Genomic DNA, 24,611 nt, shown 5'->3' with positions numbered 1-24,611 from the left:
GCAGGAGGTCAATCCATGGACGAGCGCGTGACGGACAAGGACGATCGGAGCAAGGGACTGGGCGGCCTCGATGGGCTCGTCGTTCCCCCCCTCTCGCGCCGGGGCTTCGTGATGACGAGCCTGATCGCCGGGTTCACCCTGGCCGAGGCGAATGCGCAGGCTCAGGCCGTTACGACCGATTCCAATGGTCTCGTCGCCGGCGAGGTGAAAATCCCCGCGACCGACGGGCCGATGCCGGGTTATCGGGCGATGCCCGAGGGAGCGGGCCCGTTTCCCCTCGTTCTCGTCATCGAAGAGATTTTCGGGGTCCACGAATATATCAAGGACGTGTGCCGCCGCCTGGCCAAGGCCGGCTATTGCGCCGTGGCGCCCGAGCTCTACGCAAGGCAGGGCGATCTATCGACTATGACGGATGTGAAGGCGATCGTTCGCGACGTCATCCTGAAGACGCCCGATGCCGAGTGGATCGCGGATCTCGATGCGGCAGCGTCCTGGGCCGTTGCCGATTCGAAGGCCGATCCTGAGCGGATCGGCACGATGGGATGGTGCCGGGGCGGTCGCGGGGCATGGCTCTACGCGGCGCATCGGCGCGATCTGAAAGCCGCGGTGGCGTGGTACGGCCCACTCGGCGGCGACCGTACGAGCCTGCAGCCGAAAACGGCAGGGGACGTCGCAGCGGACATCCGCGCACCGCTTCTGGCACTCTATGGCGGCGCCGATACCGGCATTCCCATCGCCAGCGTCGAGGAGGCCCGCGACCGGGCGAATGCTGCGGGGCGGAGTGTCGAGCTCGTCGTCTTCCCCGACGCACCGCACGGGTTCCATGCCGATTACCGGCCGAGCTATCGCAAGGACAGTGCGGAGCAGGGCTGGGCACGCGCGCTGGCGTTCCTCAAAAGCCACGGGGTCGGCTAAATCGTACCCTCATCGACCAACGCGACGATCGACCGAATCGGAGAGTTCGGGCACCTCCCACAGGAGCGTTCCCTCTGTTACAATGGAGAAACCGCCGCTCTGATCATGATTTCAGGGATGGATGCATGTCGGAAATTACGATCCGAGCGCCGGTTCGACACATTGACGGGCAGGACTACATAGCGTTGCTGGGATAACGGCTAGAGCGGCTGTCAAGCCTGAAGAGCGTTCCGGACCCATGAGTGCTGCGAATCCATCAGGCGAGAGACCCATCATCCTCGTCGTCGAGGACGAGCCGGATGAGCGCTACCTTGCGGCCGCACTCCTCGAAGAGACCGGGTTCAGCGTCATCGAGGCGGAAACGGCCGAACGCGCCCTCGCCATCCTGAACGAGAAGGACGGCGCTGTGAGCGTCGTCTTCTCCGATGTGCGAACCCCTGGCCCCATCGGCGGCTTCGAACTCGCGCGGATCATCGGAGTCACCTGGCCGCGGGTACGCGTGCTTCTCACATCCGGTGATGCGGGCGACCAGCCCAGTGACCTGCGGATTTCCGCGACTTTCATCCCGAAACCGTGGCGGGCATCCGACATCCTCGCTTGGGTCGAGGAAGCGGCGGGCCGTGCTCCCGCGCAAGGCGCGGGCATAGACGTGATCGGTGGTACCGCTCCCTGACGTGCCACCGGGCCGCTCTAAAAATATCATAGATCATAGGGAAACTTGACGGGCTCCAACCGTTGGTTGGTTCAGTCCCCCGTCGATCAGTGACGGGCCATGGGTTTCCAATGACCAGCGCCGCCAATACCAATATGGCCAATATCAGCCGCCCCGGGCATTCCTATACGGTCTTCTCGGAGGCGCGGATGATGCAGAAAGTCGGCGAGGATCTACGCTTCCTTTACGGTGATATGATTGATCGTTCCGCGCCCGACGAACTGCTTCGTCTGGCGGCGCTGATCGATGAAAGGCGCAATGAAACCGAGGCCGGGCGCTAGCATCGTTCGCCCCTGCCGCGATCGGGACGACGTGATCGGTGCGGCCCGAATGACGCACGGCCGCTGAGACTTGGCGCAAGACTTGGATCGCCTCCCCATCGATGTCCTAAAACCTGATATGTCGAACGGACCCTTCCGGATCGATCTGACGAGCCCGTCATGCGTTTGAAAGCCTGCCTCGTTCTCGGCGCTTTGCTGGTCGCTGCGCCGTTATGCGAACCGGCCTTCGCCGCGACGCCCCCCAACCAGCCTGCCGACGGCCCCGGCGGTGTGGGAAACCGCTCCCTCTCGATCGTGAAGCGGGCGCTGGGACGGCCGAGTGCCGCGACCTTCGTCTTCTACTCAGCTGGTGCCGCGCCTACGGAGGGACGGCCCGTCGTGGTGTTCCTCCACGCCTGGGGGGCCCCGAACCCGCAGCCCTACGGGGCCTGGATCGATCACCTCGCCCGCGCCGGATATCTCGTGCTGTTTCCGCGCTTCCAGGAGGTCAACCGGACGCGGCCGGCTGACGCCACGGGCAATGCCGAGAAACTCGTGAAGGCCGCCCTCGCGGAACTCGAATCCGATCCCGACGCCAAACCGGATCCGAAGCGAGTCGCCCTGATCGGCCACCTCGCGGGGGCTCCGATCGCCGCCAACCTCGCCGCCGATGCCGACAGCACCGGCTTGCCCGTACCGCGCCTCGTCTTCGCCATCATGCCGGGGGGGATCGCCAGCGACGCCAAATCCAGGGGCGTCGTGCTACGCGACCTGTCGAAGATCCCATCCGAGACACTCGTCATCACCGTCATCGGCGACCGCGATGCCCGCGCGGCGGATCTCGCCGCCAAGCGGCTCCTGCGTGAGGCGAGCGGTGTCGCGCCCGAGCGCAAACTCTTCATCCGCGCGCTCTCCGACGACCACGGCTTTCCCTCGCTGACGGCGACCTTGACCTCGCCGGGTGCCGTGGACACGGCCTATGATGGGGGAGCCATCAAGCTTCCGCCGGAGCCGCCGAAAGATCCCAAGCAGCCGCCGACACCGTTCAAATGGTCGGCCGACATGTCGCTGACCGGCGAGCAGACGACACTGCTCGCGCAACTGAATAATTCTCGGGCAGATAGCCTCGATTACCTCGCCTATTGGAAGACGTTCGATCTGGCCGCCGCAGCGGCGTTCGGCGGCGACGCCACCACCCTCAGGGCCAATCCGCGGCTCAGCGACATGGAACGCTGGAGCGACGGCTGGCCAGTGAAGCGTCTGGTCGTGGAGACGCCCCGTGCTGCTCCGGCGGCCGCGCATGCGCCGGCTCCGACGCCTGCAGCGGCTACGCAACCCAAGCCCAAGCCGGTGCGACGTCCCTGATCCATCACACCCGAGATGAGTCAGGGTTCAGGCGCGGGGCACCGGGGCCTGTCATCGCGGTAGCTTCTCGCAAACAGCAGGCCGGCACGGTCTTGTGCCTGCGCAACGAGCTCTACAGGTCACGATGAAGCTGTTCCACTCGCACTTCTCTCCCTTCGCGCGGAAGGTCATGGCCTGTGCCCACGTGCTGGGCATCGTCGACCGTATCGAGCTGCTGCCGAGCGCGGCCCATCCGGTGAAGCGCGACGGCACCATCCTGACCCATCATCCGCTGGCACAGGTTCCGACCCTGCTGGACGACGAGGGCCACGCATTGGCCGACAGCAGGGTCATCTGCGAGTATCTCGACACCCAAGCCGGGGGAGGGCTGTTCCCCTCGGCCGGTCCCGCGAGATGGACGGCGCTCAACGACCAATCCATCGCCGACGGCATTCTCGATGCGGCTCTGCTGATCCGCTACGAACTCACGGCACGCGACGCCTCCGAACGCTCCAGCACCTGGATGGACGGTCAGGAGGCCAAGATCCGGAGCTCGCTCGCGTCCCTCGACGCAGGGGCGGAACGCCTCCTCGGCCGGGTCGATATCGGAACGATCAGCCTGGGCTGCGCCCTCGGATATCTCGACCTGCGCTTTGCCGAACTCGGCTGGACGCGGGACCATAGGGATTTGGCGGCGTGGTTCGCGGGCTTTGCCGAACATCCCGCGATGGTGGTGACGAAACCACCGGCGGCCTGAACCGGCACCGCTTCAGCCGTCAGACTGGCGCGCGCCTTGCAAAGTTCGCCTCCGGTTCTCCGGAGGTCGCGCCATGCCCGATTTCGTTGCCGCCTTGATCACCGCCGCGGTTTTCTGCGCGGGGCTGATCCTGCTCAATGCCCTGACGCGCTGGGCGATCCAGACACAAATCGCGCCGGCGGATCTCGCCGAGAACGGAATGCTGCAATACGGGCTCGCTCTCGCCCTCGCCGGATTCACGTGGCGGCGGGCGCTCGTCGCGCATGCCGTCCCGAACGGGGGTGGCCAAGCCCATACCGTCGGGTGAAACGGCGGCTCGGACAGGCGCCCGCTACCTCAGGCCTTGGTCTCTAGAACCAGGGCTGCGTGGTGAAACTGTAATTCACCTTCATGCCAAAGGTGTATTGGTTCTGCGATCCGAACTGGCGGCGCACCAACGGGCTCTCGGCGGATGAGCCGACGATCCGGTTATAGCCAACGTACCCAGTGGCGGCCCACCGCTCGTCGAACGTATAGGTCACTGCTCCCAATCCGCCGACGGTGACGTAGCTGTCGGGCTGGAACGGCGTCAGCGTCCCGTTGAGCGCAGCCTCGAACGGTTTGACGCCGAAATAGCGCCTGGCGAAGCTGGCATCGCCAAAGTTGAAGCGCGGGCCCACCGAGACCTGCCAGCGGTCGAAGGGCTGGATCACGTCGGCGCCGAGCGAGCCGACGAAGCCGTGATGCCCGAAGATTCCATGGCGCAGTTCGGCCCGGGCGCGCAGCCATTGCGTGGGGTAATACTCGACGAAGACACCCGGCTCGATGGCGAACTGGGCATCGCGGAGACCGAACAGGTCCCGTCGGTTGTCGCCGTAATAGCGGCCGGGCACGTACTCCGCCGTCAGCCCGGCATTGAAGAGCGGCGAATCGTAGAGCGAGAAGCTGATCCCGTCATCCGGCGACGAGAACCGGCGTGGCGTACCGGCCTTGGCGATGCTGATCGATGGGTAGCCGATGGCGGTATACTCGTTCGACCCCGGAAAACTCGGCGTCGCCTGCACCGTCGCCGTCACCGTCACGACCCAGAGATTCTGGTCCAAGGCGAGGAACGTCGGCGGCCTCTGCAACTCCATGAGATCCGCGGCTCCGGCGCCGCTCGCCGCGATGAGCGAGCCCGCGAGGGCCAGCGCCGGCATGGCGGCAAGGCTCGTCCTTTGGACAGGGCGCGAGGATGGGTTGAGAAGCATCGTGTCCATGACGGAGGTCATAGACACAATTCCCTAACGCATCACGACAAAGCCGACGCAACGATAGACCTATGTTGGCACCGACAAAAAATCGCTTCGGCGCGACAAGCGCGCCGAAGCGATTCTCAGATTAGAAGTAGGACTTCAACGCACCGCGGCGACGCACGTCGAGGGTGGCGCAGTGGAACGAGCCACCGAAGGGCCCATAGGACAGGAACGGCGCCGGGATCGGATCGAAGCCCCAATCCTTCAGTGCCTTGATCAAGGTCGGCTGGCTTGCATCGACGACGATCTTCTTTTCGTCGATGGCCAGCACATTGATCGACGTCCAGGGCGAGCACATCGAAATCTTGCTCATGAAGCCCTCGACCGGGTCGGGGCGGGGCGCGATGAGCACGTCCCACTTCTTGAGCACGGCGGGCAGCTTCTCGACGTCGATATAATCCGGGTTCACCAGCACCTTGCCCGGGGCCAGCGGCATGAAGGACGAGTCGATATGCATCGGCTGCGGGCAACGGCTCTCGATCTCGTGGACGCGGAAGCCCGAGCCGAGGTGGCGGCGCAGCCACTCGATCCCCATCAGGTTCGTCACGTTGGAGCGGGTGACGAAGAGGTCGCGGCCGCAGCGGACGAAATCGGCCGCGTCGAAGACCGGCTCGAACTCGTTCACGGTGAACTGCATCGGCTCGCCGGCCTTCAGGTTCGGCACGCGGTAATCGTAATTGTAGAGTTCGTCCGTCAGCTGCGGCCGAGGCGCCGAGGTCCAACGCGCGCCGTTGCGAAAATATTCCTTGAACAGCGAGCGGTAAGCGTCGCCCTCGAAATAGCGCGACCGCCAGCACATCGGGCTCTCGATGATCTCGTCGCCGATGACCAGGTAGGGGTCGCGCGGGCAGGCAACGCAGAAGCCACGGGAGGACCAGCGCGGGGCGTTGTACTTGCGCGAGAAATCCACCGTGTCGGGCCGACGCACCTTCACGCCCTCGCCGGCGAGGATCGAGATGAAGTTGTCGAGCTCGGCCTGGGCGAGCTTCTTCATGAACTTCGGATACCGGAAGCCCGCGGCGAACCGGTAGAACGGCTGCGCTGCGCGCGGCAGGTTGAAGATCACCGTGAGGTGGTGGGACGGAATGGTCGCACCGTCGAGGCTGCCGACGATCACCTCTTCCAGAGGGTCCCACTCGTTCCATGCCATGACCGGCGATTTCGGGGCTGGCGTCCCGCGATAGGCTGCCGAATTGGCGTCGTAGGTATCGATCTGCGCGTCGGCGAGCACGGCATCCTGCGCCGTGGTGAAAGCTTCGCGGTCCATCATTCGTCCCTTGGTCGTGCCTTTGCGCGGCTGTTTCTTCGAGGCAGAAGCCTCAGCGCCGCTTTGGCTCGCACTGTGTCTATCGGGTGATAGACAACGAAATCCAAAGCTGCAACTTCCGATGAGGCCAACGTTTTCCGGAAGGCTTTTCGTCCGGGTCGTCGGTGAAATTCTCTAAAAAATCGTCCGCGCCGACGGTCGAAGGGGGATCATGAAGCGTCTGACGACATTGGCCCTCATCGTCGGCCTCTGCACAGTTGCAGGACTGTTCTTGTCATCGGGTCTCGATGACGTCGCCGCGGCAGTGGTGAGTGCCGGTTGGGGCGCTGGCATCGTCGTGCTGGCCCGTGCGGTCGCCGTCGGCTGGGCCGGCCTCGGCTGGTTCACGGTTTTCCCGCGGGACGACCGTCCGAGCCTGTGGAACTGCATTTCGCTGCGTTTCGTGCGGGAGGGCATCAACACGCTCCTCCCCGTGGCCACCGTCGGCGGCGACTTCGTCGGAGCGCGGCTGTTGACGCAGCGCGGCCTCTCCGGAGGGCTCGCCGGCGCCAGCATGTTCGTGGACCTGATGACCCAGGCGGTCACCCAGTTCCTCTTCACGGTCGGCGGCGTCGCCCTGCTCGCCTGGCTACATGGCGATGGCCCCGTGGTACGCACCGTCGCCGGTGGTCTCGCCATCGCGGCCCCAGCTCTCGGCGCCTTCTTCCTGATCCAGCGCCGCAGCGGGCACCGCATCATCCAGGCCCTGCTGAGCCGCTTTGCCGCCGCCCGTGAATGGCGCGCGCTCGGCGCGGTCGATGTTCTGTTCGACAGCCTGCGCCGACTTTATTCCTCGCCCAAGCGGGTCGTGGGCGCCATGGGCGTGCACATGATCGGCTGGATCATCGGCGCCGCCGAAGTTTATGTGGCTCTGCATTTCATGGGTTATCCGGTGACGGTCGCCGAGGCCATCGTCATCGAAAGCCTGGCCCAGGCGGTTCGCGGTGCCGCCTTCGCCGTGCCGGGGGCGCTCGGTGCCCAGGAAGGCGGCCTCATCGCCCTCTGCGCGATCTTCGACATCCCCGCCGAGGCGGCCCTGGCGCTCTCCCTGGTGAAGCGTCTGGCCGATCTCATGGTCGGTGTGCCCGGTCTCGTCGCGTGGCACTTCATGGAAGGCAAGACGGTCGCGCCGGACGTGGAAGACCGGACGTTTCGGGACCAGAGGTCGGTGGAGCAGAACGCGCCGAAAGTCGGAGGCGACATTGCCCGGGCGGTGAGCCTGGATTCCATGCCCGTGTCGCGGGTGCCCGCCAATTCCGCGGGAAACCACATCGTGTCGCGCTCGATGGAGAGCGAGATGGAGACGCTGCGGAAATGCGCGTGAGCAGATTCGCATCGGGGCTGGTGGCCTCGACCCTTCTCGCAGCGACCCTCCTGTCGGTCGGGCCCGCCCGTGCGGCGGAGGATGCGGCGGTGCAGACCGTACGCGGCCTTTATTCCAGCTTCGAGGGCGCCCTCAAGGCGCCCGAAGCCGACGTGAAGAGCAGGGCCCTGGTCATCGGCCCGGTGCTCGACCAGAGCATGGATTTCGCCACCATGGCGCGGGTCGCCGTGGGCGCGAAATGGAAAGGCTTCACCCCCGAGCAGCAGGGCGCGCTGACGGAAGCCTTCAAACAGTATTTCACCGCGACCTATGCCACCCGCCTGTCGCAGGCCGCCGGCGGCAAGTTCGACATCAAGCCCGAGAGTGAAGCGCGCGGCCAGAACCGCGTGGTCCAGACCGAGGTCGCCAATTCGGAGGGCGACGCCTCGCAGGTCGACTACCTCGTGGGTTCGAGCAACCGCATCCAGGACGTCTATCTCAACGGCAATGTCAGCGAGATCGCCGCCATGCGCGGCAGCTTCGCCGATCCGCTGAAGGCGGGCGGGGCGGAAAGCCTGCTGAAATTCCTTCGTGATCGGACCACGGCGATGCTCGCCGCCAAACCAAAGCCTTAGACGCAGGCCAGACGCCCCTCGTCGGGCCTGGCCGGACGAACCCGCCCGTGTCGCCTTCCAGACCTTGCGGCACCTTCAACCAAACCGTGACCGAGCTTCGCCCATCATGGACCTCACCTTGACGGATCTGCCTTCGGCGAACCTGAGCTGGCTCTCGCTCCTGTTCCAATTCATGGCCCTGGCCGGCTGTGTCTACGGGCTGACGGCTGCCTTCCTGGCGAGCCGCTACGCACGCCGCCCCGTTCCCCTCCTGGCGGCGAACGCAGCGCGTCCCTCGGTGACCATCCTGAAGCCGCTCTGCGGCATGGAGCCCAATCTCTACGAGAACCTCGAGACCTTCTGCCGCCAGGACTACGCCGGCCCGATGCAGGTCGTCTTCGGCGTGCAGAACGCCACCGATCCGGCGATCGCCGTCGTGCGCCGCCTCGCCGAAACCTATCCCGACCTCAAGCTCGACCTCGTCATCGATGCACGCCAGCACGGCTCGAACCGCAAGGTCTCCAACCTCATCAACATGTCGGCGCTGATCGCCCACGAGGTGATCGTGCTCGCCGACAGCGACATGGTGGCAAAGCCCGATTATCTGGAGCGGATCGTTGCCGAGCTGGCTCAGCCCGGCGTCAACGGCGTCACCTGCCTCTACCATGGCGTACCGGCGAACCGCGGCGTCTGGGCTCATCTCTCGGCGCTCGCCATCGACGTCCAGTTCCTGCCCAATGTCGTGATGGGCACCTCGCTCGGCCTGGCCAAGCCCTGCTTCGGCTCCACCATCGCGTTCACCACCAAGGCGCTCGCCGAGATGGGGGGCTTCGAGGCCTTCCGCGACGATCTCGCCGACGATTACGCGGTGGGCGAAGCCCTGCGCGCCAAGGGCGGTCTCGTGGCGATCCCGACCTTCACGATCGGGCATACCTGCGTCGACACCGATCTCGCCGGCCTGTGGAAGCACGAGCTGCGCTGGAACCGGACCATCCGCAACGTCGATCCGGCCGGGTATGCCGGCTCCATCGTCACCCATGCCTTCCCGCTGGCGCTCATCGGCGCCCTGATTCCGGGAGCCGACACGAGCGGACTCGTGGTGGCGGCCCTGGCGCTCGCCTGCCGCATCATCCTCTGCGTCCGCCTGGAGCGCGCCTTCGGTCTCGCTCCGCACCCCTACTGGCTGTTGCCGATTCGCGACATCCTCTCCTTCATGAACTTCTCCTGGAGCTTCGTGTCGGGGGCGGTGACATGGAAAGGTCACGATTATCGGGTGGTTGCGGACGGTACGCTGATCCCGGAGCGCAGCCTCGGCCACGATGCCGGCGCGTCCCCGCTCTGACTCTCGCTTCGCTCTGAACCCGCCCCATTCCCGTCCCTCGCTGAGGCCTTGAACCCCATGCGCACGCTCTTCCTCCAGGCCCCCACCTTCGACGGTTTCGATGGCGGAGCGGGCTCTCGCTACCAGGCCAAGCGCGAGATCAAGTCGTTCTGGTACCCGACCTGGCTCGCCCAGCCGGCCGCCCTCGTGCCGAACTCGAAGCTGATCGACGCCCCCCCGCACAACATCAAGCTCGCCGAGATCGTGGCCCAAGCCAACGATTTCGACCTCGTGGTGCTGCACACCTCGGTGCCGTCCTTCAAGTCCGACGTGAAGACCGTCGAGGCTCTCAAGGCCGCTAACCCCAAGCTCATCGCAGGGCTCATCGGCGCCAAGGTCGCGGTCGACGCGGCGGGTGCCATGGCCCAGGCCCCGTGTATCGATTTCTGTGCCCGCAACGAGTTCGACTTCACCGTCAAGGAAGTCGCCGACGGCACGCCGATGTCCGAGATCAAGGGCCTGTCCTACCGGGACGCCAATGGAGTCGTGGTCCATAACGAGGACCGCGAAATCATGACGGACATGGACCAGCTGCCCTTCGTCACCTCGGTCTACAAGCGCGACCTCCAGATGGAGAAGTACTTCATCGGGTACCTCAAGCACCCCTACATCTCGTTCTATTCGGGCCGTGGCTGCAAGAGCCGCTGCACCTTCTGCCTCTGGCCGCAGACCGTGGGTGGCCACACCTACCGCACCCGTTCGGTCGCGCATGTGATCGAAGAGATCAAGTACTGCCTGAAGGAGTTCCCGCAGACGAAGGAGTTCTTCTTCGACGACGACACCTTTACCGACAATCTCCCGCGCGCCGAGGAGATCGCCCGCGAACTCGGCAAGCTCGGCGTGACCTGGTCGTGCAATGCCAAGGCGAACGTGCCCCGCGAGACCCTGAAGGTGCTCAAGGAGAACGGCCTTCGCCTGCTTCTCGTCGGCTACGAGTCCGGCAACCAGAAGATCTTGAACAACATCAAGAAGGGCATGCGCGTCGAGGTGGCCGAGAAGTTCACCAAGGATTGCCACGACCTCGGCATCGCCATCCACGGCACCTTCATCGTCGGCCTGCCGGGCGAAACCCGCGAGACGATCCAGGAGACGATCGCCTTCGCCAAGCGCATCAACCCGCACACGATCCAGGCCTCGCTGGCCGCCCCTTACCCGGGCACCTTCCTCTACAAGCAGGCCGTGGAGAACGGCTGGCTCGACGTGGAGAATGCCGAGCTCGTCGACGAGAACGGCGTACAGATCGCCCCGCTGCACTACCCGCACCTGTCGCATTCCGAGATCTTCGCGGCGGTCGAGGAATTCTACCGGAAGTTCTACTTCCGCGCCCCGAAGATCGCCTCCATCGTCTCCGAGATGGTGCGCTCGCCCGACATGATGAAGCGCCGCCTGCGCGAGGGTGTGGAATTCTACCGCTTCCTCAAGGAGCGTCAGACCGGCACGTCCAAAGCTGCCTGATCCTCAGGTCGCCCAACCTTCATCATACTTCTCCAGCAACGGCCGGGCTCAACGCCCGGCCGTTCTTGTTTCAAGCGCCCGCCGGGTGGTGGTCAGGGCTCGGAAAGCCGGTTCCAACCCCACTCCGCCTGCTCTAGATCCTTGGCGCGGCGCTCGTACGGGCGCGGTCAACGACGAAAGGGTTCGCCTTTCTGCTGTTTGGGCAGCCTCGAACGTTCTCCGGTTCCGACCTTCGGGCAGTCTGGATCGGGCTCTGCAGGCCACGGGCGTTCGCCCGTTCCCACTGCGACGGAGGCTGGCCGGCGGCGGGAGGGATACGTTGCCGACCGGATGCCGAAGAGCACCCCTGAGCTCGTGAACCTGCGCCTCCTTCAAGCCCTCTCGGGCGGGAAAGGCGGCGCGACTCTGGACCACGGCCGCGATGCTTTCGCCGGCGCATCGCCCGAGCCCCCGAACGACGAGGACCATCGAGCATGACCAAGGCCGCCATGAAACGCCTGATCGTGACCGCCGACGATTTCGGCCTGAGCCGGGAAGTGAACGAGGCTGTCGAGCAGGCCCATCGCGAGGGCATCCTCACCGCTGCCAGCCTGATGGTCTCGGCACCGGCGGCGGCCGACGCGGTGGCCCGCGCCCGGCGCCTTCCCTCCCTTCGCGTCGGACTGCACCTCGTCATGGTCGAGGCCTGGCCGACGCTTCCCCCGGCCGAACTGCCCGACCTCGTGGATGCGGACGGGCTGATCCGACGCGACATGGGTCGCCTCGGCCTCGACCTCGCGGTGAAACCTTCGGCACGGCGGCAGCTTTCAGCGGAAATCACAGCGCAGTTCGAAGCTTACAGAGCCACTGGCCTACCCCTCGACCACGTCAACGCCCACAAGCATTTCCATGTGCATCCGCTCATCGCCGGGCGCGTCCTGGCCATCGGCCGGCGATACGGCATGCGGGCGATCCGGGTGCCGCGCGAGCCCCGCGCCGTGCTACGCGCCGCAGAGCCCGGTGCGACCCCGAAGCCCGCCCTCGATATCGCCCCCTGGGCCGGGCTCCTCGCGGTTCGCGCCCGCCAGGCCGGCCTGCTGATCCCCGACCGTACCCTGGGCTTGGCATGGTCCGGCGCGATGACTCCGCAGCGCGTGGCGGGGCTCCTGGGGCACCTGCCGGATGGGTTGACCGAGCTCTATACCCATCCCGCCACGCGCGGCGGCTTCCCCGGCGAGGCGCCGGGCTACGCCTATGCGGCAGAGCGCGACGCCCTGATCTCGCCGGAGGCAATCGACGCGATCAGGCAGGTCGGCGCGGACAGAGGCGGCTTCTCGGATTTCCTGTAGCCGTCCGATCGCAGGAACGGACACGAAAAAGGCCGCCGTCGCTTGACGCGACGGCGGCCTTTTCATTGGTGACCTTGAGAGATTCCCCGAGTCGGCGATCCCGGCCTATTTAGCCGAGACCGGCTCCGGCCTCGGGGCTTTCACGCCGGCCATGGCCTCGTCGCCTTCGGGACGGTTCGGGTCAGGCTGCTCCGGCGGGGGACCGAGGAAGGCGGGAACCACGAAGAAGGCGGCGACAAGGGTGAAGAACAGCGACAGGGCCAGGAGCTTGCCCATGCTGGCCGTGCCGGGATGGCTCGACAGGACGAGCGAACCGAAGGCCGTGCCGGTGGTGAGCGCCGAGAAGAAGATCGCACGCGTCAGGCTGGAGGCCAGCATGTCGGTGACACCCGCCCTCCAGGCGATGACGTAGTAAATGTGGAAGGCGACACCCACCGCCAACATCAGCGGCAGGGCGATGATGTTGGCGAAGTTCAGCGGCATGCCGACCACGTGCAGCGCCATCAGTGTCCACAAGGTCGCCAGCACCAGCGGACCCAGCGTCATCGCCACGTCCCAGGGCTTACGCAGCGCCACGGACAGGATGATGAAGATGGCCACCAGAGCCGTCAGCGCCGCCTGAACGAAGGCGCCGAGGATGGTGTAGCTCGACGAGGTCGTGGCGACGGGAGCACCGGTGGCGTGGGGTGCGACCGACTGCACCTCCTTGGCGAAGCGGCGCAGAACCACGTTGTCGTTGGCATCCCCGCTCGGATGCACCTCGATCCGTGCCCGACCGTCCGAGGCGATCCACTCGGCCTTCAGCTTCGGCGGGATGTTGTCGAGGGTGACCTTTTCTGGAGCCAGCAGGCTCCGAAGGCGGACCAGCAGGGTCTTCAGGTCGGTGGTGACGGCGACGTTCGCCGCCTCCCGGATCTGCGGGGTCGCGGTCGAGAGTGCGTCGAGAGTACCAGCCAGGGAGCCCGCGGCATTCGCGCCACCGGCATTGCCCGTCGCGATCCCCTTAAGGGCAGCGGCAGCCTCCTTCAACGCCTTGACCGTATCTGCATCAGTCGGCGGCGGCGGCTTGCGGACGGGATTGAGGATCGGTCCGAGGAGCTCGGCCGTCTCCGCGATGGTCGCGAGCTTCTGGTCCTGGTCCGGCGGCACGAAGGTATCGATGTCGATGACCTTCGCGACGGAGGGGAGGGCCTTCAGCTTGGCGGCGAGTTCGGGCACCGCCGCGACCGAAGGCGCGATCACGTCGATGAGGTTCGGGCTCGTCTCGGGATCCTTGATCAGGTCGAGATAGGTCGAGATCGATTCGACCTTGGTGCTGCGCAGGTGCATCGGGTTCGAGTCGAACGGCAGCTTGAACAGGAGCGGGATGCCCGCCACCGTGATCACGCCGACGATGATGAGCACCAGCTTGCGGTTCCGGATGATCCAGGGATCGACGCCCGACAGCCAGGTCGTCTCCACCGCCCGCGCTTCACCCTTGGGCTTGAAGACGGCGATGAGGGCGGGGAGCAGGGTCAGCGAGAACAGATACGCCACGATCATGCCGACGCCGGCGATGAGACCGAGCTCGGACACGCCGCGGAAGGCGGTTGGCAGGAAGGCGAAGAAGCCCGCCAGGAGCGAGATGGCAGCGAGGCTTAGAGACCAGCCAACCCCGCGCGCCGCGGCGCGGATCGCGCTCGACAGGTCGGGCTGCTCGAACCGGTCGGCCCTGTAGCGTACGGCGAACTGGATGCCGAAATCGATCCCCAACCCCACGAACAGGGCCGTGAACGCCACCGAGATCGGGTTCAGCTCGCCCACCATGAGGAGGCCGAGGGCGGTGGTGACGATGAGACCCGCGAAGGTGGTGATGATCACCGCCGTGACCAAGGACGGCGAGCGCAGGGCCAGCCACAGGAACAGCACGATCGCCGCGACGGTGACGCCGTTATTGAGGAGCGCGTCGTCCGAGAGCGTGGCGAACTCGTCATCCGCCACGGCCACCGGGCCGGTGAGGCGCATGCGCGGATTGTCGGCCGCATCGAGGCCGCCGAGGGTGTTGATCTTCAGGTCGGTGGCAAGGCCACGAATGAGCTTCGTCGCATCCGCGCCGGGCTGGAGCGCGGCATAATCCAGCTTCGGCTGGATCATGATGAACTTGCGCAGCTCGGTACTCTGGGCCTTGCCGCCGGAGAGGAGCAATTGCCAGGACAGACGTGCGGGCTCGCCGGCCAGCACCTTACGCAGCACCTCGTCGATCCGCGTCATTGGACCGTCCAGGTCTTCGAGCTTGGCATCGCCGCTCTTGATGCCCTTGGCCCCGAGGCCGAGTACCCGCATGACGCCGCGCAGGGTCGGGTCGGCCGCGAGCGGACCGAGGAGCCCCTGCTGCTGGACGAGCTGCTCCATGGTCTTGCTCAGCTCCTCCTGCGGCATCAGCAGGAAGCCGTTCTTGTCGTAGAAGGGCCCGCCATCCGGGCGGTACACCGTCTCGATCTGTTCGGGATGGTCGAGCAACGCATTGGCGAGGGAGGCGGCCGCCTCCTCGGCGACCTCGGGCGTCTTGCCGTCGATCACCGCCACGAGCGTTCCGGTCCGTTGGGGGAACGCCTTCTCGTAATTGATCTCGTCCTGCCGCCAGGGCACGTCCTTATCGATCAGACGCTCGACATCGGTGTTGATCCGGAACAGATGCGCGCCGAGCGCTGCGCTTCCGATGGTGAGAATCGCCACGAGAGTGATGACGAGCCAGCGCCTGTGGACGGAAAACGCGACGAGACGTTCGATCACAAGTATCCTGCCTGCCTAGCGACGCGGTCGCCCGAATGAGTCCGCCGGTCCCCGCGGATGCGTGGGACGGCCGGTACGTTCGACGTGGAACCGGTCTTGGTCCGGATGTCGGTTATCATCTGTCGGCGCGATCCACGAGTCCCTGGCCACGAGTCCCTGCCAAAGGCTCCTGACAAGGATCGTGACAGAAATTCCTTTGAGAATCGCCGCGACGCGCCGCTTCTCGCAGATGGGTCGTGCCGACGAGATATCCAATCTCGACCGCGCTCATACCAGTGGGAGCACCTCGCGGTCGACCGTTTCCGTAGTCATCCGCAGGTAGAAATGCAACGAGACAGGGTTATCGGGCCCGGTTCAAGGGATGAGGTGCGTCCGCGCACTGCGGATGAGCTTCGCTGCGGCGCAAGGCGAAACCCTAGCTAGGACATGCCCGGGGCGCCGCATGGCAGAGTGATGCCGATGACGTGATCACGGCCCGGCGCAGTTCAGGCATACCCTGACCGACTAGGAAAAAGCACCGTGCTTTGGGATAAGGTCCGTCATCATGGCGCGGCGGACGTCATCCTGGACCAATGTGCCACGCTCTACCTGTGGCTGGCACGCTCTACCTGTGGCTGGATTGTCCCAGGATCGCTCAAACACGTCCCGTCCGCCCACCAAGGCGTCCCCATCGACCGTGGTTCTAACCTAGTTCGCTGGAATTCCGCCGCTTTTCACGGTAATGCACCCGATCATATCGGGGCCAAAAATAAGGAGCCGCGTCTTGGGTATTCCCCTCCGTTACGTCGCGAAGATTGGCGGCTACATTCTTAAGCAGCACCTCACCGGTCGCAAGCGCTACCCGCTCGTGATGATGATGGAGCCGCTGTTCCGCTGCAATCTCGCCTGCGCCGGCTGTGGAAAAATCGATTACCCGGACGAGATCCTGAACAAGCGCCTGCCCGTGGCCGACGCCCTGGAATCCGTGCGAGAGTGCGGCGCACCCATGGTCGTGATCGCCGGTGGCGAGCCGCTGCTCCACAAGGACCTGCCGCAGATCGTCGAGGGCATCATCGCGCAGAAGAAATTCGCGATCGTCTGCACGAACGCGCTTCTGCTCGAGAAGAAGATCAAGGACTACAAGCCCAGCCCGTACTTCACCTGGTCGATCCATCTCGATGGCGACAAGGAGATGCACGACCAGTCGGTGTGCCAGCGCGGCGTTTACGACAAGGCTGTCTCCGCCATCGCCAAGGCGAAGGAGATGGGCTTCCGCGTCACCATCAACTGCACCTTCTTCAACAATTCCTCGGCCGACAAGATCGCCGACTTCTTCGACACCGTGACGAAGCTCGGCATCGACGGCATCACCGTCTCGCCCGGCTATGCCTACGAGCGCGCGCCCGACCAGCAGCACTTCCTGAACCGCAAGGCCACGAAGGACCTGTTCCGCGGCGTGTTCCGGCACGGCAAGGAGAAGGGCCGCCAGAACTGGACCTTCCAGCAGTCGGGTCTGTTCCTCGACTTCCTGGCCGGTAATCAGACCTACCATTGCACCCCGTGGGGCAACCCGACCCGCACCGTGTTCGGCTGGCAGAAGCCCTGCTACCTGCTCGGTGAGGGCTACGCCGCCACCTTCAAGGAATTGATGGAGGAGACGGACTGGGATTCCTACGGCACCGGCAATTACGAGAAGTGCGCCGACTGCATGGTCCATTCCGGATATGAGGCCTCCTCGGTGGTCGATTCCGTGAAGAAGCCCTGGAAGCCGCTGATCCACGCGATCCGTGGGATCAAGACCGAAGGCGAGATGGCTCCCGAGGTCAGCCTCGAGAACCAGCGCCCGGCCGAGTTCGTGTTCTCGCGCAACGTGGCGCAGAAGCTGTCCGAGATCAAAGCTTCGGGCGTCGACACCAAGCGTGAGGCCCGCAACCGCACGGCGGCCTGACGCCACGCGGAAGCCGTTCCTGCGTCAATAAAAAGCCCCGCGATGCAGCAGCATCGCGGGGCTTTTTGTTAGTCGTATCGATTGAATACGGCGGGCAGCTACCGCGCGGCATCACCGGCAGAGCGTCATGCGCCGGGCTCATCGAAGTCCGGCACGAGGCCAGGACGGCAGCGAGCCAGAGCGGCGAAGGCTCTTCCAGAATCCCTGGCCAGACGGATCAGAGCCGGCAGATGGGTCGGGTTCCGACCGAGGGCGGTGAGAACGGCGATGATGTCGGGGTCGCCGTTCGGCTTCAGTGCCGTCGTGACGAAGGCGGGCAGAGCGCGCTCGGCCGGGTCACAGACCACGCGGATCGCAGCGAACGGAATGCCGTGGCGAGCCGCGAAATCCGCCGCCACATGGGATTCCATATCGACCGCCGCCGCTCCGGTACGGGCATGCAGTTCGGCCTTCGCGGCCACGCTCACGACCGCTGCGTCGACCCCGGCGAGGTCCGCCGAGTGCGTCGTCAGATCGGCTCTCGACAGGGCGGAGTGAATCGCGTCGCGCAGGGCGGCGTCGGTCTCGCGGCGTCCCGTTTCATCGGCGATGCCGGTGGCGATCACCACGTCGCCGGGGACCAGTGACGGATCAAGCCCTCCTGCGATGCCGAAGCTGATCGCGGCACGACATCCGGGCTTCCGGCGAAGGGCGAGCAGCGCACGAAGGCGCTCCGGAGATCCACCCGCTCCCACGGCCTCGATTCCAGGGCCGGCGGCAAGCCGAGCCTCCTTGGAGAGTCCGGTGACGACGAGGATGGGGAGCATGGGATTTCCAGCCAGCACTCCCTCCCCCCTGCGGGGGAGGGTGGCCCTCGCGTCAGCGAGGGTCGGGAGAGGGGAGCGACGTTTCCGGAGAGGCCCCCTCCCGCATGCTTCGCAGGCACTCCCTCCCAAAGAGGGGAGAGGGTCGAGGAGAGCCTACATCCCGTAGGCGACAGACCGCGTGTTGCTACGCTTGAGGTTGCGGTAGCGCGCCATGGCCCAGAGCGGGAAGAATTTCGGGTAGCCATGGTAGCGCAGGTAGAACACCCGCGGGAACCCGGTCGCCGTATAGCGCTCCTCCGACCAGAACCCGTCCGCGCCCTGCGTCCGTGTCAGGTAGTTGATGCCGCGCGTCACCGCCGGATCGTCGGCCTCGCCCGCCGCCATCAGGGCGAGGAGAGCCCAGGCGGTCTGGGACGCGGTGGAATAACCGGGCTCGAAGGCCGGATCGATCTTGTACGACGAGGCATCCTCGCCCCAGCCGCCATCGGGGTTCTGGATGCGGATCAACCAGGACACCGACTTGCGGATCTCCGGCGAGGCCGAATCGACGCCGGCGGCATTGAGCGCGCAGAGCACCGACCAGGTGCCATAGATGAAGTTCATCCCCCAGCGCCCGTACCAGGAACCATCCTCCTCCTGATCGTCGAGGAGGTATTTCACGCCGCGATCGAGGGCCTTCGAGGTCTCCCGGGTCTCGCCGAGCTGCGACAGCATGGAGACGACGCGGGCCGTGACGTCGGCGGTCGGCGGGTCGAGGAGGGCGCCGTGATCCGAGAACGGGATGTTGTTGAGGTAATGATGGTTGTTGTCGGCGTCGAACGCCGCCCAGCCGCCGTCGCTCGATTGCAGGCCCTCGACCCATTCCCGCGCGCGGGCGATGGAGACGGCATAATCCGGTACGTCGGCAACGAGACCGTGCTGGCGCATCGCCCGATCCATCGCCATCACCACCACGGCGGTGTCGTCGAGATCGGGGAAATGTGGGTTGGCGTATTGGAACGCCCAGCCGCCGGGGCGGACATTGGGACGGCCGGCCGCCCAGTCGCCCTTGATGTCGAGCACTTGGAGCGGACGCAGCCAATCGAGCCCGCGCCGGGCCTGGTGCTCGGCATCGGAGCCGCCGGCCTCGAGCAGCGCGTGACCGGCCAGGGCCGTATCCCAGACCGGCGAGAGGCAGGGCTGGACATAGGCCTCGTGCTCCTTGACGACGACCAGCTTCTCGACCGCCTCGCAGGCGATCAGCACCTGCGGGTGATCGGCCGGATAGCCGAGCACTTCGTACATGAGCACGGTGTTGACCATGGCCGGGAAGATGGCGCCGAGGCCGTCCTCGCCGTTGAGGCGCTCGCTCGTCCAGGCCACGGCCTTGTCGATGCCGCGCTGGCGGCGCTTCTTCGGGAAGTAATCCTGCGTGACCTGCAGCAGCCGGTCGATGGCGCCGAAGATCGGGGTCCAGGGCCAGGTCGCATGCGGGCTGCCCGGCCAGGAGCGTACATGCTCCGGCGGCGTCACGAACAGTTCGGGAATGCCGAGGCCGAGCGGGTTCTTGGCAAGGGGCTTCTTCGCCTGCAGCACCAGCAGGGGCACGATCACGCAGCGTGCCCAATAGGAGATCTTGTCGAGGTGGAAGGGAAACCACTTCGGCAGATGCATGATCTCGACGGGCATCACCGGCACGGCGCGCCAGGGCACCTCGCCGAACAGAGCCAGCAGGAACCGGGTGAACACGTTGGAATTGGCTGCACCGCCACGCGACAGGATCGCCTCGCGGGCGCGACGCATGTGGGGCGCCTCGATCGAGTCGCCGACGAATTTCAGCGCGTAATAGGCTTTCACACTGGCGCTCATGTCGAACGGCCCGTCATGGACCAGCGACCACCCGCCATGCTTTCCTTGCGTCCGGCGCAGGTAATTGCCGATCTTGGCCATCAGTTCGGGCGGAATGGTCGTCGCCCGGAACTGGTGGAACATGATGTATTCGGAGGGGATCGTCGCATCCGCTTCGAGTTCGAAACAGAGATGCCCGTCCGCATGGACGAGATTCGTCAGGGCCTGCGTCGCCCGCATGACTCCATGCTCGACGTCGTCCAGGGAAATCTCCTGGGTCTTGGGACGCTGGAGCGTCTCGACCTTCTTGAATGCCTCTCGCATCATCCTCGCCTCAGTGCCGCCTGACGCGGCCCCTTCCTCACGCCGCGCCGCGCGTCACAGCTTCACGGCGCGCAGGCGCGCCTTTAAGGAGCGCTTGCGCGGCCGTCGTTCCCGAACGGATCGCTCCCTCTATCGTCGATGGCAGACCGGTCGCGGTCCAGTCGCCCGCCAGGACGAGATTGTCGTGGGCCGTCACGGCACTCGCGCGCCGCGCAGCCTCTTCGGGCGTCGCCGCGAAGGTCGCCCGTTTCTCCTTGACAATCTGCCAGCTTGGCAGTTCCGGTGCAAGTCCGGTCAAAGTCGAGATCTCGGCCCAGATCTGCTTCGCCAAGTCTTCCCGCGGCATATCCAGCAGGCGGTCGGCACCGCTGATGGTGACCGACAGTCGATCCGGATAGGCGAACAGCCATTCCGTCAGACCGTTCACCACACCGAGCAATAACGGCGAGCCCTGTGGAGGAAGGATCGCGAAATGTGCATTGACGATGGAGCGGTAGGATTGCGGAGCCGAAAGTCCTGGGATCAGGTCGGTCGCGACCCACGGCGGCAGGGCCAGCACCACCGAATCATCTTGACCGAGCGTCACCGATTCGTCGTTGAACAAGAGGGTATCGACCCGACCCGCATCGGCGCCGAGGCCGCGCAGGCGACGGCCGAAGCGCATCTCGGCGCCGTGCCTGGCCAGATACGACAAGGCGGGATCGACGAAGGCGACCGAAAGGCCGCCTACGGCGATGAGGGGCCGACAAGCGGCGCCGCCCGCGCCCAGGGTTTCGCGCAGGATCGTGGCGGCGAGGCCGACATCGCTTTCCTGCGGGTCGGTGTTCAGGGCGGCGAGCAGCACCGGATGCCAGAGGCGCTCGTAGAGCGGCCCGGAACATTCCATGCGTTCCCCGATCGTGCCCGCACGGCCGGGGGCCTTGCCCGAGGCGGCCCGGAGGATGCTCAGGGGCGCGAGATAATCCATCGCCCGGCTGCCCGGCACCCGCCGCGACGCCTGCAGCACCCACCACGGCACCCGCCCGGCATTCGGCCGAAGGGTCCAGCGCTCACCGGTCTTCAGGTCGGAGAAGGGGAATTCAGCCTCGTCCGGCCCGGTCAGGGCATCGGCGGGGGCGCCCACCAGCTTCAGGAAGTCGAGGGACGAACGGTTGCCCGACAGCAACAGGTGGTTGCCGTTGTCGATGGTCAGGCCGAGCGTCGAATCATAGTAGGAGCGGCAGCGCCCGCCGGCCTGCTTGGCCGCTTCATGGACGACCACGCGCCGACCGCGCTCGGCGAGGGACACCGCCGCGGACAGGCCCGCGAGCCCGGCACCGACGACATGGACCGTTCCGGTCTGCATTTGCGTCATCATACAATCCCGTGGCGCAGCGCGACGCCGAGCAGGGCCAGCTTCGAGGGCTTCACGCGAGCGCGCGGCATGGTCCAGCCCCGCGTCAGCACCGCGTCGAGATAAAGGCGGTAGGCGGCCGCCATCAGGCGGGGAGCCTTGGTTTCCTTGCGCGGATTGCGGTCGATGATCGTCCAAGTGTCGCGGTAATGGGCTTCGGCCTCCCTGGCCACGGCGATGCAGACCTCGCCGATGCGCGGATGAGCGATGGCGGCCTGGGGCGTCGGATCGGTGAGGCCGATTGAGGCGAGCTTCTCGCGCGGCAGGTAAAGACGGCCGCGCTCGGCATCCTCGTCGATGTCGCGCAGGATGTTGGTGAGCTGCAGCGCGCGGCCCTCGTGATGGGCGAGGCGGATGCCATCGGCCTCGGGCAGGCCGAAGATGCGCACGGACAGTCGCCCGACCGCGCTGGCGACCCGGTCACAATAGAGATCGAGGGTGGCCTCGTCGGGAGCGACGATGTCCTCGAACGCATCCATCGCCATGCCGTCGATGACCGCCTGGAAATCCTCGCGCAGCAATCCGTAGCGGCGGATGGGTACCACGAGGTCGCGCACGCGCGGAGCCGGATTTCCGGCATAGAGGGCATCGATATCGGCACGCCAGCGGTCGAGTTCGGCCGCGCGGACGGGCGCCGGCCCACCATCGTCGGCGACGTCGTCCACCGAACGGCAGAAGGCGTAGACCGCGTACATCGCCTCCCGGCGATCCTTCGGCAGCAGCCGCATGGCGGTGTAGAACGAAGACCCGGCGGCCGGCAGGGCGGCGTCCTGCGCCATCGCGGGTTCCTGGGCGGGTGATGCGGTGGCGCTCATGACTGCGCTCCCTGACTCGCGACGCGCGTGGAGTGTCGGCGCAGGATGCGCGAGCGGAACGGACGCCGCGCCAGGGTCGAGGCGATTCCGCCCAGAGCCGTCAGGGCAAAGCCCGCCTTGCCGTGATGGACCTTCTCGGAAAGCGGGTCGCGCGTGAGCAGCCCCTTCGTGAGCACCACGGCGAGGCGGTGGATCGCCGCGATCTCGAGGCTCAGGCGCAGGTCGTCGATCAGGTCGGGCAGTACCGCGCCCTCGTCGAGGAGGAGCATGGTCCGCTCGGCGAGTTCACGGATGACCGCGCGCAGGGCAGGGGAGGCCTCGTCGGCGGCGAGCGCGTCCACGGAGACGCCGTGGCGCTCCAGCACGTCCCGCGGCAGGTAGACCCGGTCGTTGCGGCGATAATCCTTCGCGCAATCCTGCAGGTGGTTGATGATCTGGAGCGCGGCGCAGATCGCGTCCGACGGTCCCCAGACCACGGCCGGGTCCTCGCCATGAATGTCGAGGACGAAGCGGCCCACGGGCATGGCCGAGAGACGGCAATAGGCGATGAGGTCGTCCCAATCCTCATACCGGTTCTTCCGCGCGTCGAGGCGGAAGGCGTCGAGGAGTTCGAGGGCGTGCGTCGCCGGAAGGCCGCGCGCGGCGAGTTCCCGCTTCAGCGGCTCCGCCTCGCGGTCGGAGGGCCCCTTGCCGGTCAAGGCATCGGCGAGGTCGTCGAGAAGCTCGACCTTGCGCTCGGGCGACAGCTCGGCATGGTCGGCGACGTCGTCGCCCGCACGCACAAAATCGTAGAAGGCCAGGATCGCACCGCGATTCTTCGGATGGATCAGGTGGGAGGCGACGGGAAAGTTCTCGTCCTTGTGCCCCTTGCCCGAACGCGCGTCCGTCGCGCTGTCGAGGGTTGCGGTCACTTCAGATACCCCGATTGGCGGAACCAACCGAGGGCGTCCGACAGACCCTCGCGGTAGGGCCGCGCGGAATAGCCGAGTTCGGCCCGTGCCTTGGCATCGGTGAAGAACATGCGGTAGCGCGACATCTTGATGCCGTCGATGGTCGCGAAGGGCGTCTTGCCGGTGATCCGGGCCATCTGCTCGGAGATGAACGCGATCGGGTAGACCACGGCGCGCGGCAGGTTGATGGTCGGCGCCTTGCGGCCGACCATGCCGGCGATGTCGGCGAGCATCTGCGACAGAAGCACGTTCTCGCCGCCCAGGATGTAGCGCTCGCCGGTGCGGCCATGGCGCAGGGCCAGGAGATGGCCGTAGGCGACGTCGTCCACATGGGCGAGGTTGAGGCCGGTATCGACGAAGGCGGGCATCCGCCCGAGGGCCGCCTCGACGATGATCCGCCCGGTGGGCGTCGGCTTGACGTCGCGGGGGCCGATGGGCGTCGACGGGTTGACGATGACCACCGGCAGGCCGTTACGCGCCGCCATCTCCTCGACCACGCGCTCGGAGACGACCTTGCTGCGCTTGTAGGCGCCGATGGCCGTGCCGGGGGTGAGAGGACGCGTTTCGTCGGCGGGCGTGCCGTCGTCATGCGGCTTGATGGTGGCGACGCTGGATGTGTAGACGATCCGCTCGATCCCCGCCCTCAGCGCCTCCTCCATGAGGATGATGGCGCCGTCGCGGTTGGTGCGGACGATCTCTTCCGGGTCAGGCGCCCAGAGCCGGTAATCGGCGGCGGCATGGACGAGGTAACGCTGGCCGGCGAGCGCGGCGGCGACCGATGCGCGGTCGCGCATGTCGCCCTCGACGATCTCGACGTCGTTCCAGACGAGGTTGGTGCGCGGGGAGGAGGCTCGCACCATGATCCGCACGGAGAAGCCGGCCTTGCGGAACACGTCCACAAGGGCGGCACCGAGGAACCCACTCGCTCCGGTGATGAGAACCGGGCCGGCATCGTAACGGCTCTCGTCGAACCTGCCGGAAGGGGTGGCCTCTGTCATTTCTCTCGTAGGGTCAGGGGATTGGACAAGGAGACGCGCCGGGGCGAACCGGCATCATGCCCGGCCTTTTCTCATCGTTAGGCGGGGCGAACAAGCGCAGCGCGGCCACACACGAAGAGTTCCGTGCGCGGCCACACGCCGGGGGCCGTA

21 protein-coding genes are annotated in these 24,611 nt (G+C 66.1%); 12 read left to right on the top strand and 9 right to left on the bottom strand.

The genetic code is table 11. From position 1 onward, the window contains the following. The first annotated feature begins 15 nt into the window (after nucleotides 1-15). From AC0IXR_RS19445 to AC0IXR_RS19420, 6 genes are all read left to right on the top strand, one after another. On the top strand, nucleotides 16-915 hold the full coding sequence (locus AC0IXR_RS19445) for a dienelactone hydrolase family protein (protein WP_461226548.1): 900 nt from the start codon (nucleotides 16-18) through the stop codon (nucleotides 913-915). A 238-nt stretch (nucleotides 916-1,153) separates the two neighbouring features. Continuing rightward, nucleotides 1,154-1,588 carry a response regulator gene (locus AC0IXR_RS19440; protein WP_056423856.1) on the top strand — a complete coding sequence of 145 codons (435 nt, stop codon included), beginning with the start codon at nucleotides 1,154-1,156 and terminating at the stop codon, nucleotides 1,586-1,588. Between the two features lie 110 nt (nucleotides 1,589-1,698). Continuing rightward, the gene (locus AC0IXR_RS19435) at nucleotides 1,699-1,908 is read left to right on the top strand and encodes a hypothetical protein (protein ID WP_056423859.1); all 210 of its coding nucleotides are present in this window, start codon (nucleotides 1,699-1,701) and stop codon (nucleotides 1,906-1,908) included. Nucleotides 1,909-2,067: 159 nt separating this feature from the next. Next, complete coding sequence (locus tag AC0IXR_RS19430; RefSeq protein ID WP_471761856.1) at nucleotides 2,068-3,252, top strand: dienelactone hydrolase family protein; 1,185 nt, start codon at nucleotides 2,068-2,070, stop codon at nucleotides 3,250-3,252. 124 nt (nucleotides 3,253-3,376) lie between these two features. Further along, a complete protein-coding gene (locus AC0IXR_RS19425) occupies nucleotides 3,377-3,988 on the top strand; it encodes a glutathione S-transferase family protein (RefSeq protein WP_471761855.1) in 612 nt (203 codons plus the stop codon). A 73-nt stretch (nucleotides 3,989-4,061) separates the two neighbouring features. Beyond that, nucleotides 4,062-4,295 carry a hypothetical protein gene (locus AC0IXR_RS19420; protein WP_471761854.1) on the top strand — a complete coding sequence of 78 codons (234 nt, stop codon included), beginning with the start codon at nucleotides 4,062-4,064 and terminating at the stop codon, nucleotides 4,293-4,295. Nucleotides 4,296-4,338: 43 nt separating this feature from the next. On the opposite strand, the gene AC0IXR_RS19415 is transcribed toward AC0IXR_RS19420, so the two are convergent. Then, complete coding sequence (locus AC0IXR_RS19415; RefSeq protein ID WP_471761853.1) at nucleotides 4,339-5,238, bottom strand: MipA/OmpV family protein; 900 nt, start codon at nucleotides 5,236-5,238, stop codon at nucleotides 4,339-4,341. A gap of 109 nt (nucleotides 5,239-5,347) precedes the next feature. After that, on the bottom strand, nucleotides 5,348-6,529 hold the full coding sequence (locus tag AC0IXR_RS19410) for a hypothetical protein (protein ID WP_056424469.1): 1,182 nt from the start codon (nucleotides 6,527-6,529) through the stop codon (nucleotides 5,348-5,350). Nucleotides 6,530-6,740: 211 nt separating this feature from the next. Between AC0IXR_RS19410 and AC0IXR_RS19405 the strand changes: the two genes are divergently transcribed. The 5 genes from AC0IXR_RS19405 to hpnK all read left to right on the top strand — a co-directional run bounded on the left by AC0IXR_RS19405 (nucleotide 6,741) and on the right by hpnK (nucleotide 12,649). After that, nucleotides 6,741-7,892: an HpnL family protein gene (locus AC0IXR_RS19405; RefSeq protein WP_471761852.1), complete on the top strand. Its 1,152-nt coding sequence runs from the start codon at nucleotides 6,741-6,743 to the stop codon at nucleotides 7,890-7,892. Further along, nucleotides 7,883-8,506: an MlaC/ttg2D family ABC transporter substrate-binding protein gene (locus AC0IXR_RS19400; protein ID WP_471761851.1), complete on the top strand. Its 624-nt coding sequence runs from the start codon at nucleotides 7,883-7,885 to the stop codon at nucleotides 8,504-8,506. Before AC0IXR_RS19405 ends, AC0IXR_RS19400 begins: the two co-directional genes overlap by 10 nt. 106 nt (nucleotides 8,507-8,612) lie before the next feature. Next, entirely contained in the window at nucleotides 8,613-9,827 is a 1,215-nt protein-coding gene (hpnI, locus tag AC0IXR_RS19395; protein WP_419952723.1) for a bacteriohopanetetrol glucosamine biosynthesis glycosyltransferase HpnI, read from the top strand. A gap of 57 nt (nucleotides 9,828-9,884) precedes the next feature. Next, a complete protein-coding gene (gene hpnJ / locus AC0IXR_RS19390; RefSeq protein ID WP_056423872.1) occupies nucleotides 9,885-11,321 on the top strand; it encodes a hopanoid biosynthesis associated radical SAM protein HpnJ in 1,437 nt (478 codons plus the stop codon). Between the two features lie 488 nt (nucleotides 11,322-11,809). Beyond that, nucleotides 11,810-12,649 carry a hopanoid biosynthesis-associated protein HpnK gene (hpnK, locus tag AC0IXR_RS19385; protein WP_471761904.1) on the top strand — a complete coding sequence of 280 codons (840 nt, stop codon included), beginning with the start codon at nucleotides 11,810-11,812 and terminating at the stop codon, nucleotides 12,647-12,649. Nucleotides 12,650-12,754: 105 nt separating this feature from the next. Here hpnK and AC0IXR_RS19380 read toward each other — a convergent pair whose 3' ends face one another. Then, a complete protein-coding gene (locus AC0IXR_RS19380) occupies nucleotides 12,755-15,421 on the bottom strand; it encodes an MMPL family transporter (RefSeq protein ID WP_471761850.1) in 2,667 nt (888 codons plus the stop codon). Between the two features lie 763 nt (nucleotides 15,422-16,184). Between AC0IXR_RS19380 and hpnH the strand changes: the two genes are divergently transcribed. Continuing rightward, the gene (gene hpnH / locus AC0IXR_RS19375; RefSeq protein ID WP_018044393.1) at nucleotides 16,185-17,348 is read left to right on the top strand and encodes an adenosyl-hopene transferase HpnH; all 1,164 of its coding nucleotides are present in this window, start codon (nucleotides 16,185-16,187) and stop codon (nucleotides 17,346-17,348) included. Between the two features lie 125 nt (nucleotides 17,349-17,473). Here hpnH and AC0IXR_RS19370 read toward each other — a convergent pair whose 3' ends face one another. The 6 genes from AC0IXR_RS19370 to hpnA form a co-directional block, all read right to left on the bottom strand. Continuing rightward, a complete protein-coding gene (locus AC0IXR_RS19370; RefSeq protein WP_471761849.1) occupies nucleotides 17,474-18,154 on the bottom strand; it encodes a phosphorylase in 681 nt (226 codons plus the stop codon). 153 nt (nucleotides 18,155-18,307) lie between these two features. Beyond that, nucleotides 18,308-20,305: a squalene--hopene cyclase gene (shc, locus tag AC0IXR_RS19365; RefSeq protein ID WP_471761903.1), complete on the bottom strand. Its 1,998-nt coding sequence runs from the start codon at nucleotides 20,303-20,305 to the stop codon at nucleotides 18,308-18,310. Nucleotides 20,306-20,342: 37 nt separating this feature from the next. Beyond that, nucleotides 20,343-21,659, bottom strand: coding sequence for a hydroxysqualene dehydroxylase HpnE (gene hpnE, locus AC0IXR_RS19360; RefSeq protein ID WP_471761902.1), 1,317 nt, complete (start codon nucleotides 21,657-21,659; stop codon nucleotides 20,343-20,345). Further along, nucleotides 21,659-22,513 (bottom strand): presqualene diphosphate synthase HpnD, encoded by an 855-nt coding sequence (hpnD, locus tag AC0IXR_RS19355; protein ID WP_471761848.1) that lies wholly within the window; start codon nucleotides 22,511-22,513, stop codon nucleotides 21,659-21,661. The genes hpnE and hpnD overlap by 1 nt, the downstream gene beginning before the upstream one ends. Next, nucleotides 22,510-23,424, bottom strand: coding sequence for a squalene synthase HpnC (gene hpnC / locus AC0IXR_RS19350; protein ID WP_471761847.1), 915 nt, complete (start codon nucleotides 23,422-23,424; stop codon nucleotides 22,510-22,512). The genes hpnD and hpnC overlap by 4 nt, the downstream gene beginning before the upstream one ends. Beyond that, nucleotides 23,421-24,461 (bottom strand): hopanoid-associated sugar epimerase, encoded by a 1,041-nt coding sequence (gene hpnA / locus AC0IXR_RS19345; protein ID WP_471761846.1) that lies wholly within the window; start codon nucleotides 24,459-24,461, stop codon nucleotides 23,421-23,423. Before hpnA ends, hpnC begins: the two co-directional genes overlap by 4 nt. Nucleotides 24,462-24,611: the final 150 nt, after the last annotated feature.

The organism is Methylobacterium sp. AC832 (assembly GCF_979256025.1).
This window is presented reverse-complemented; position numbering and strand designations above follow the sequence as displayed.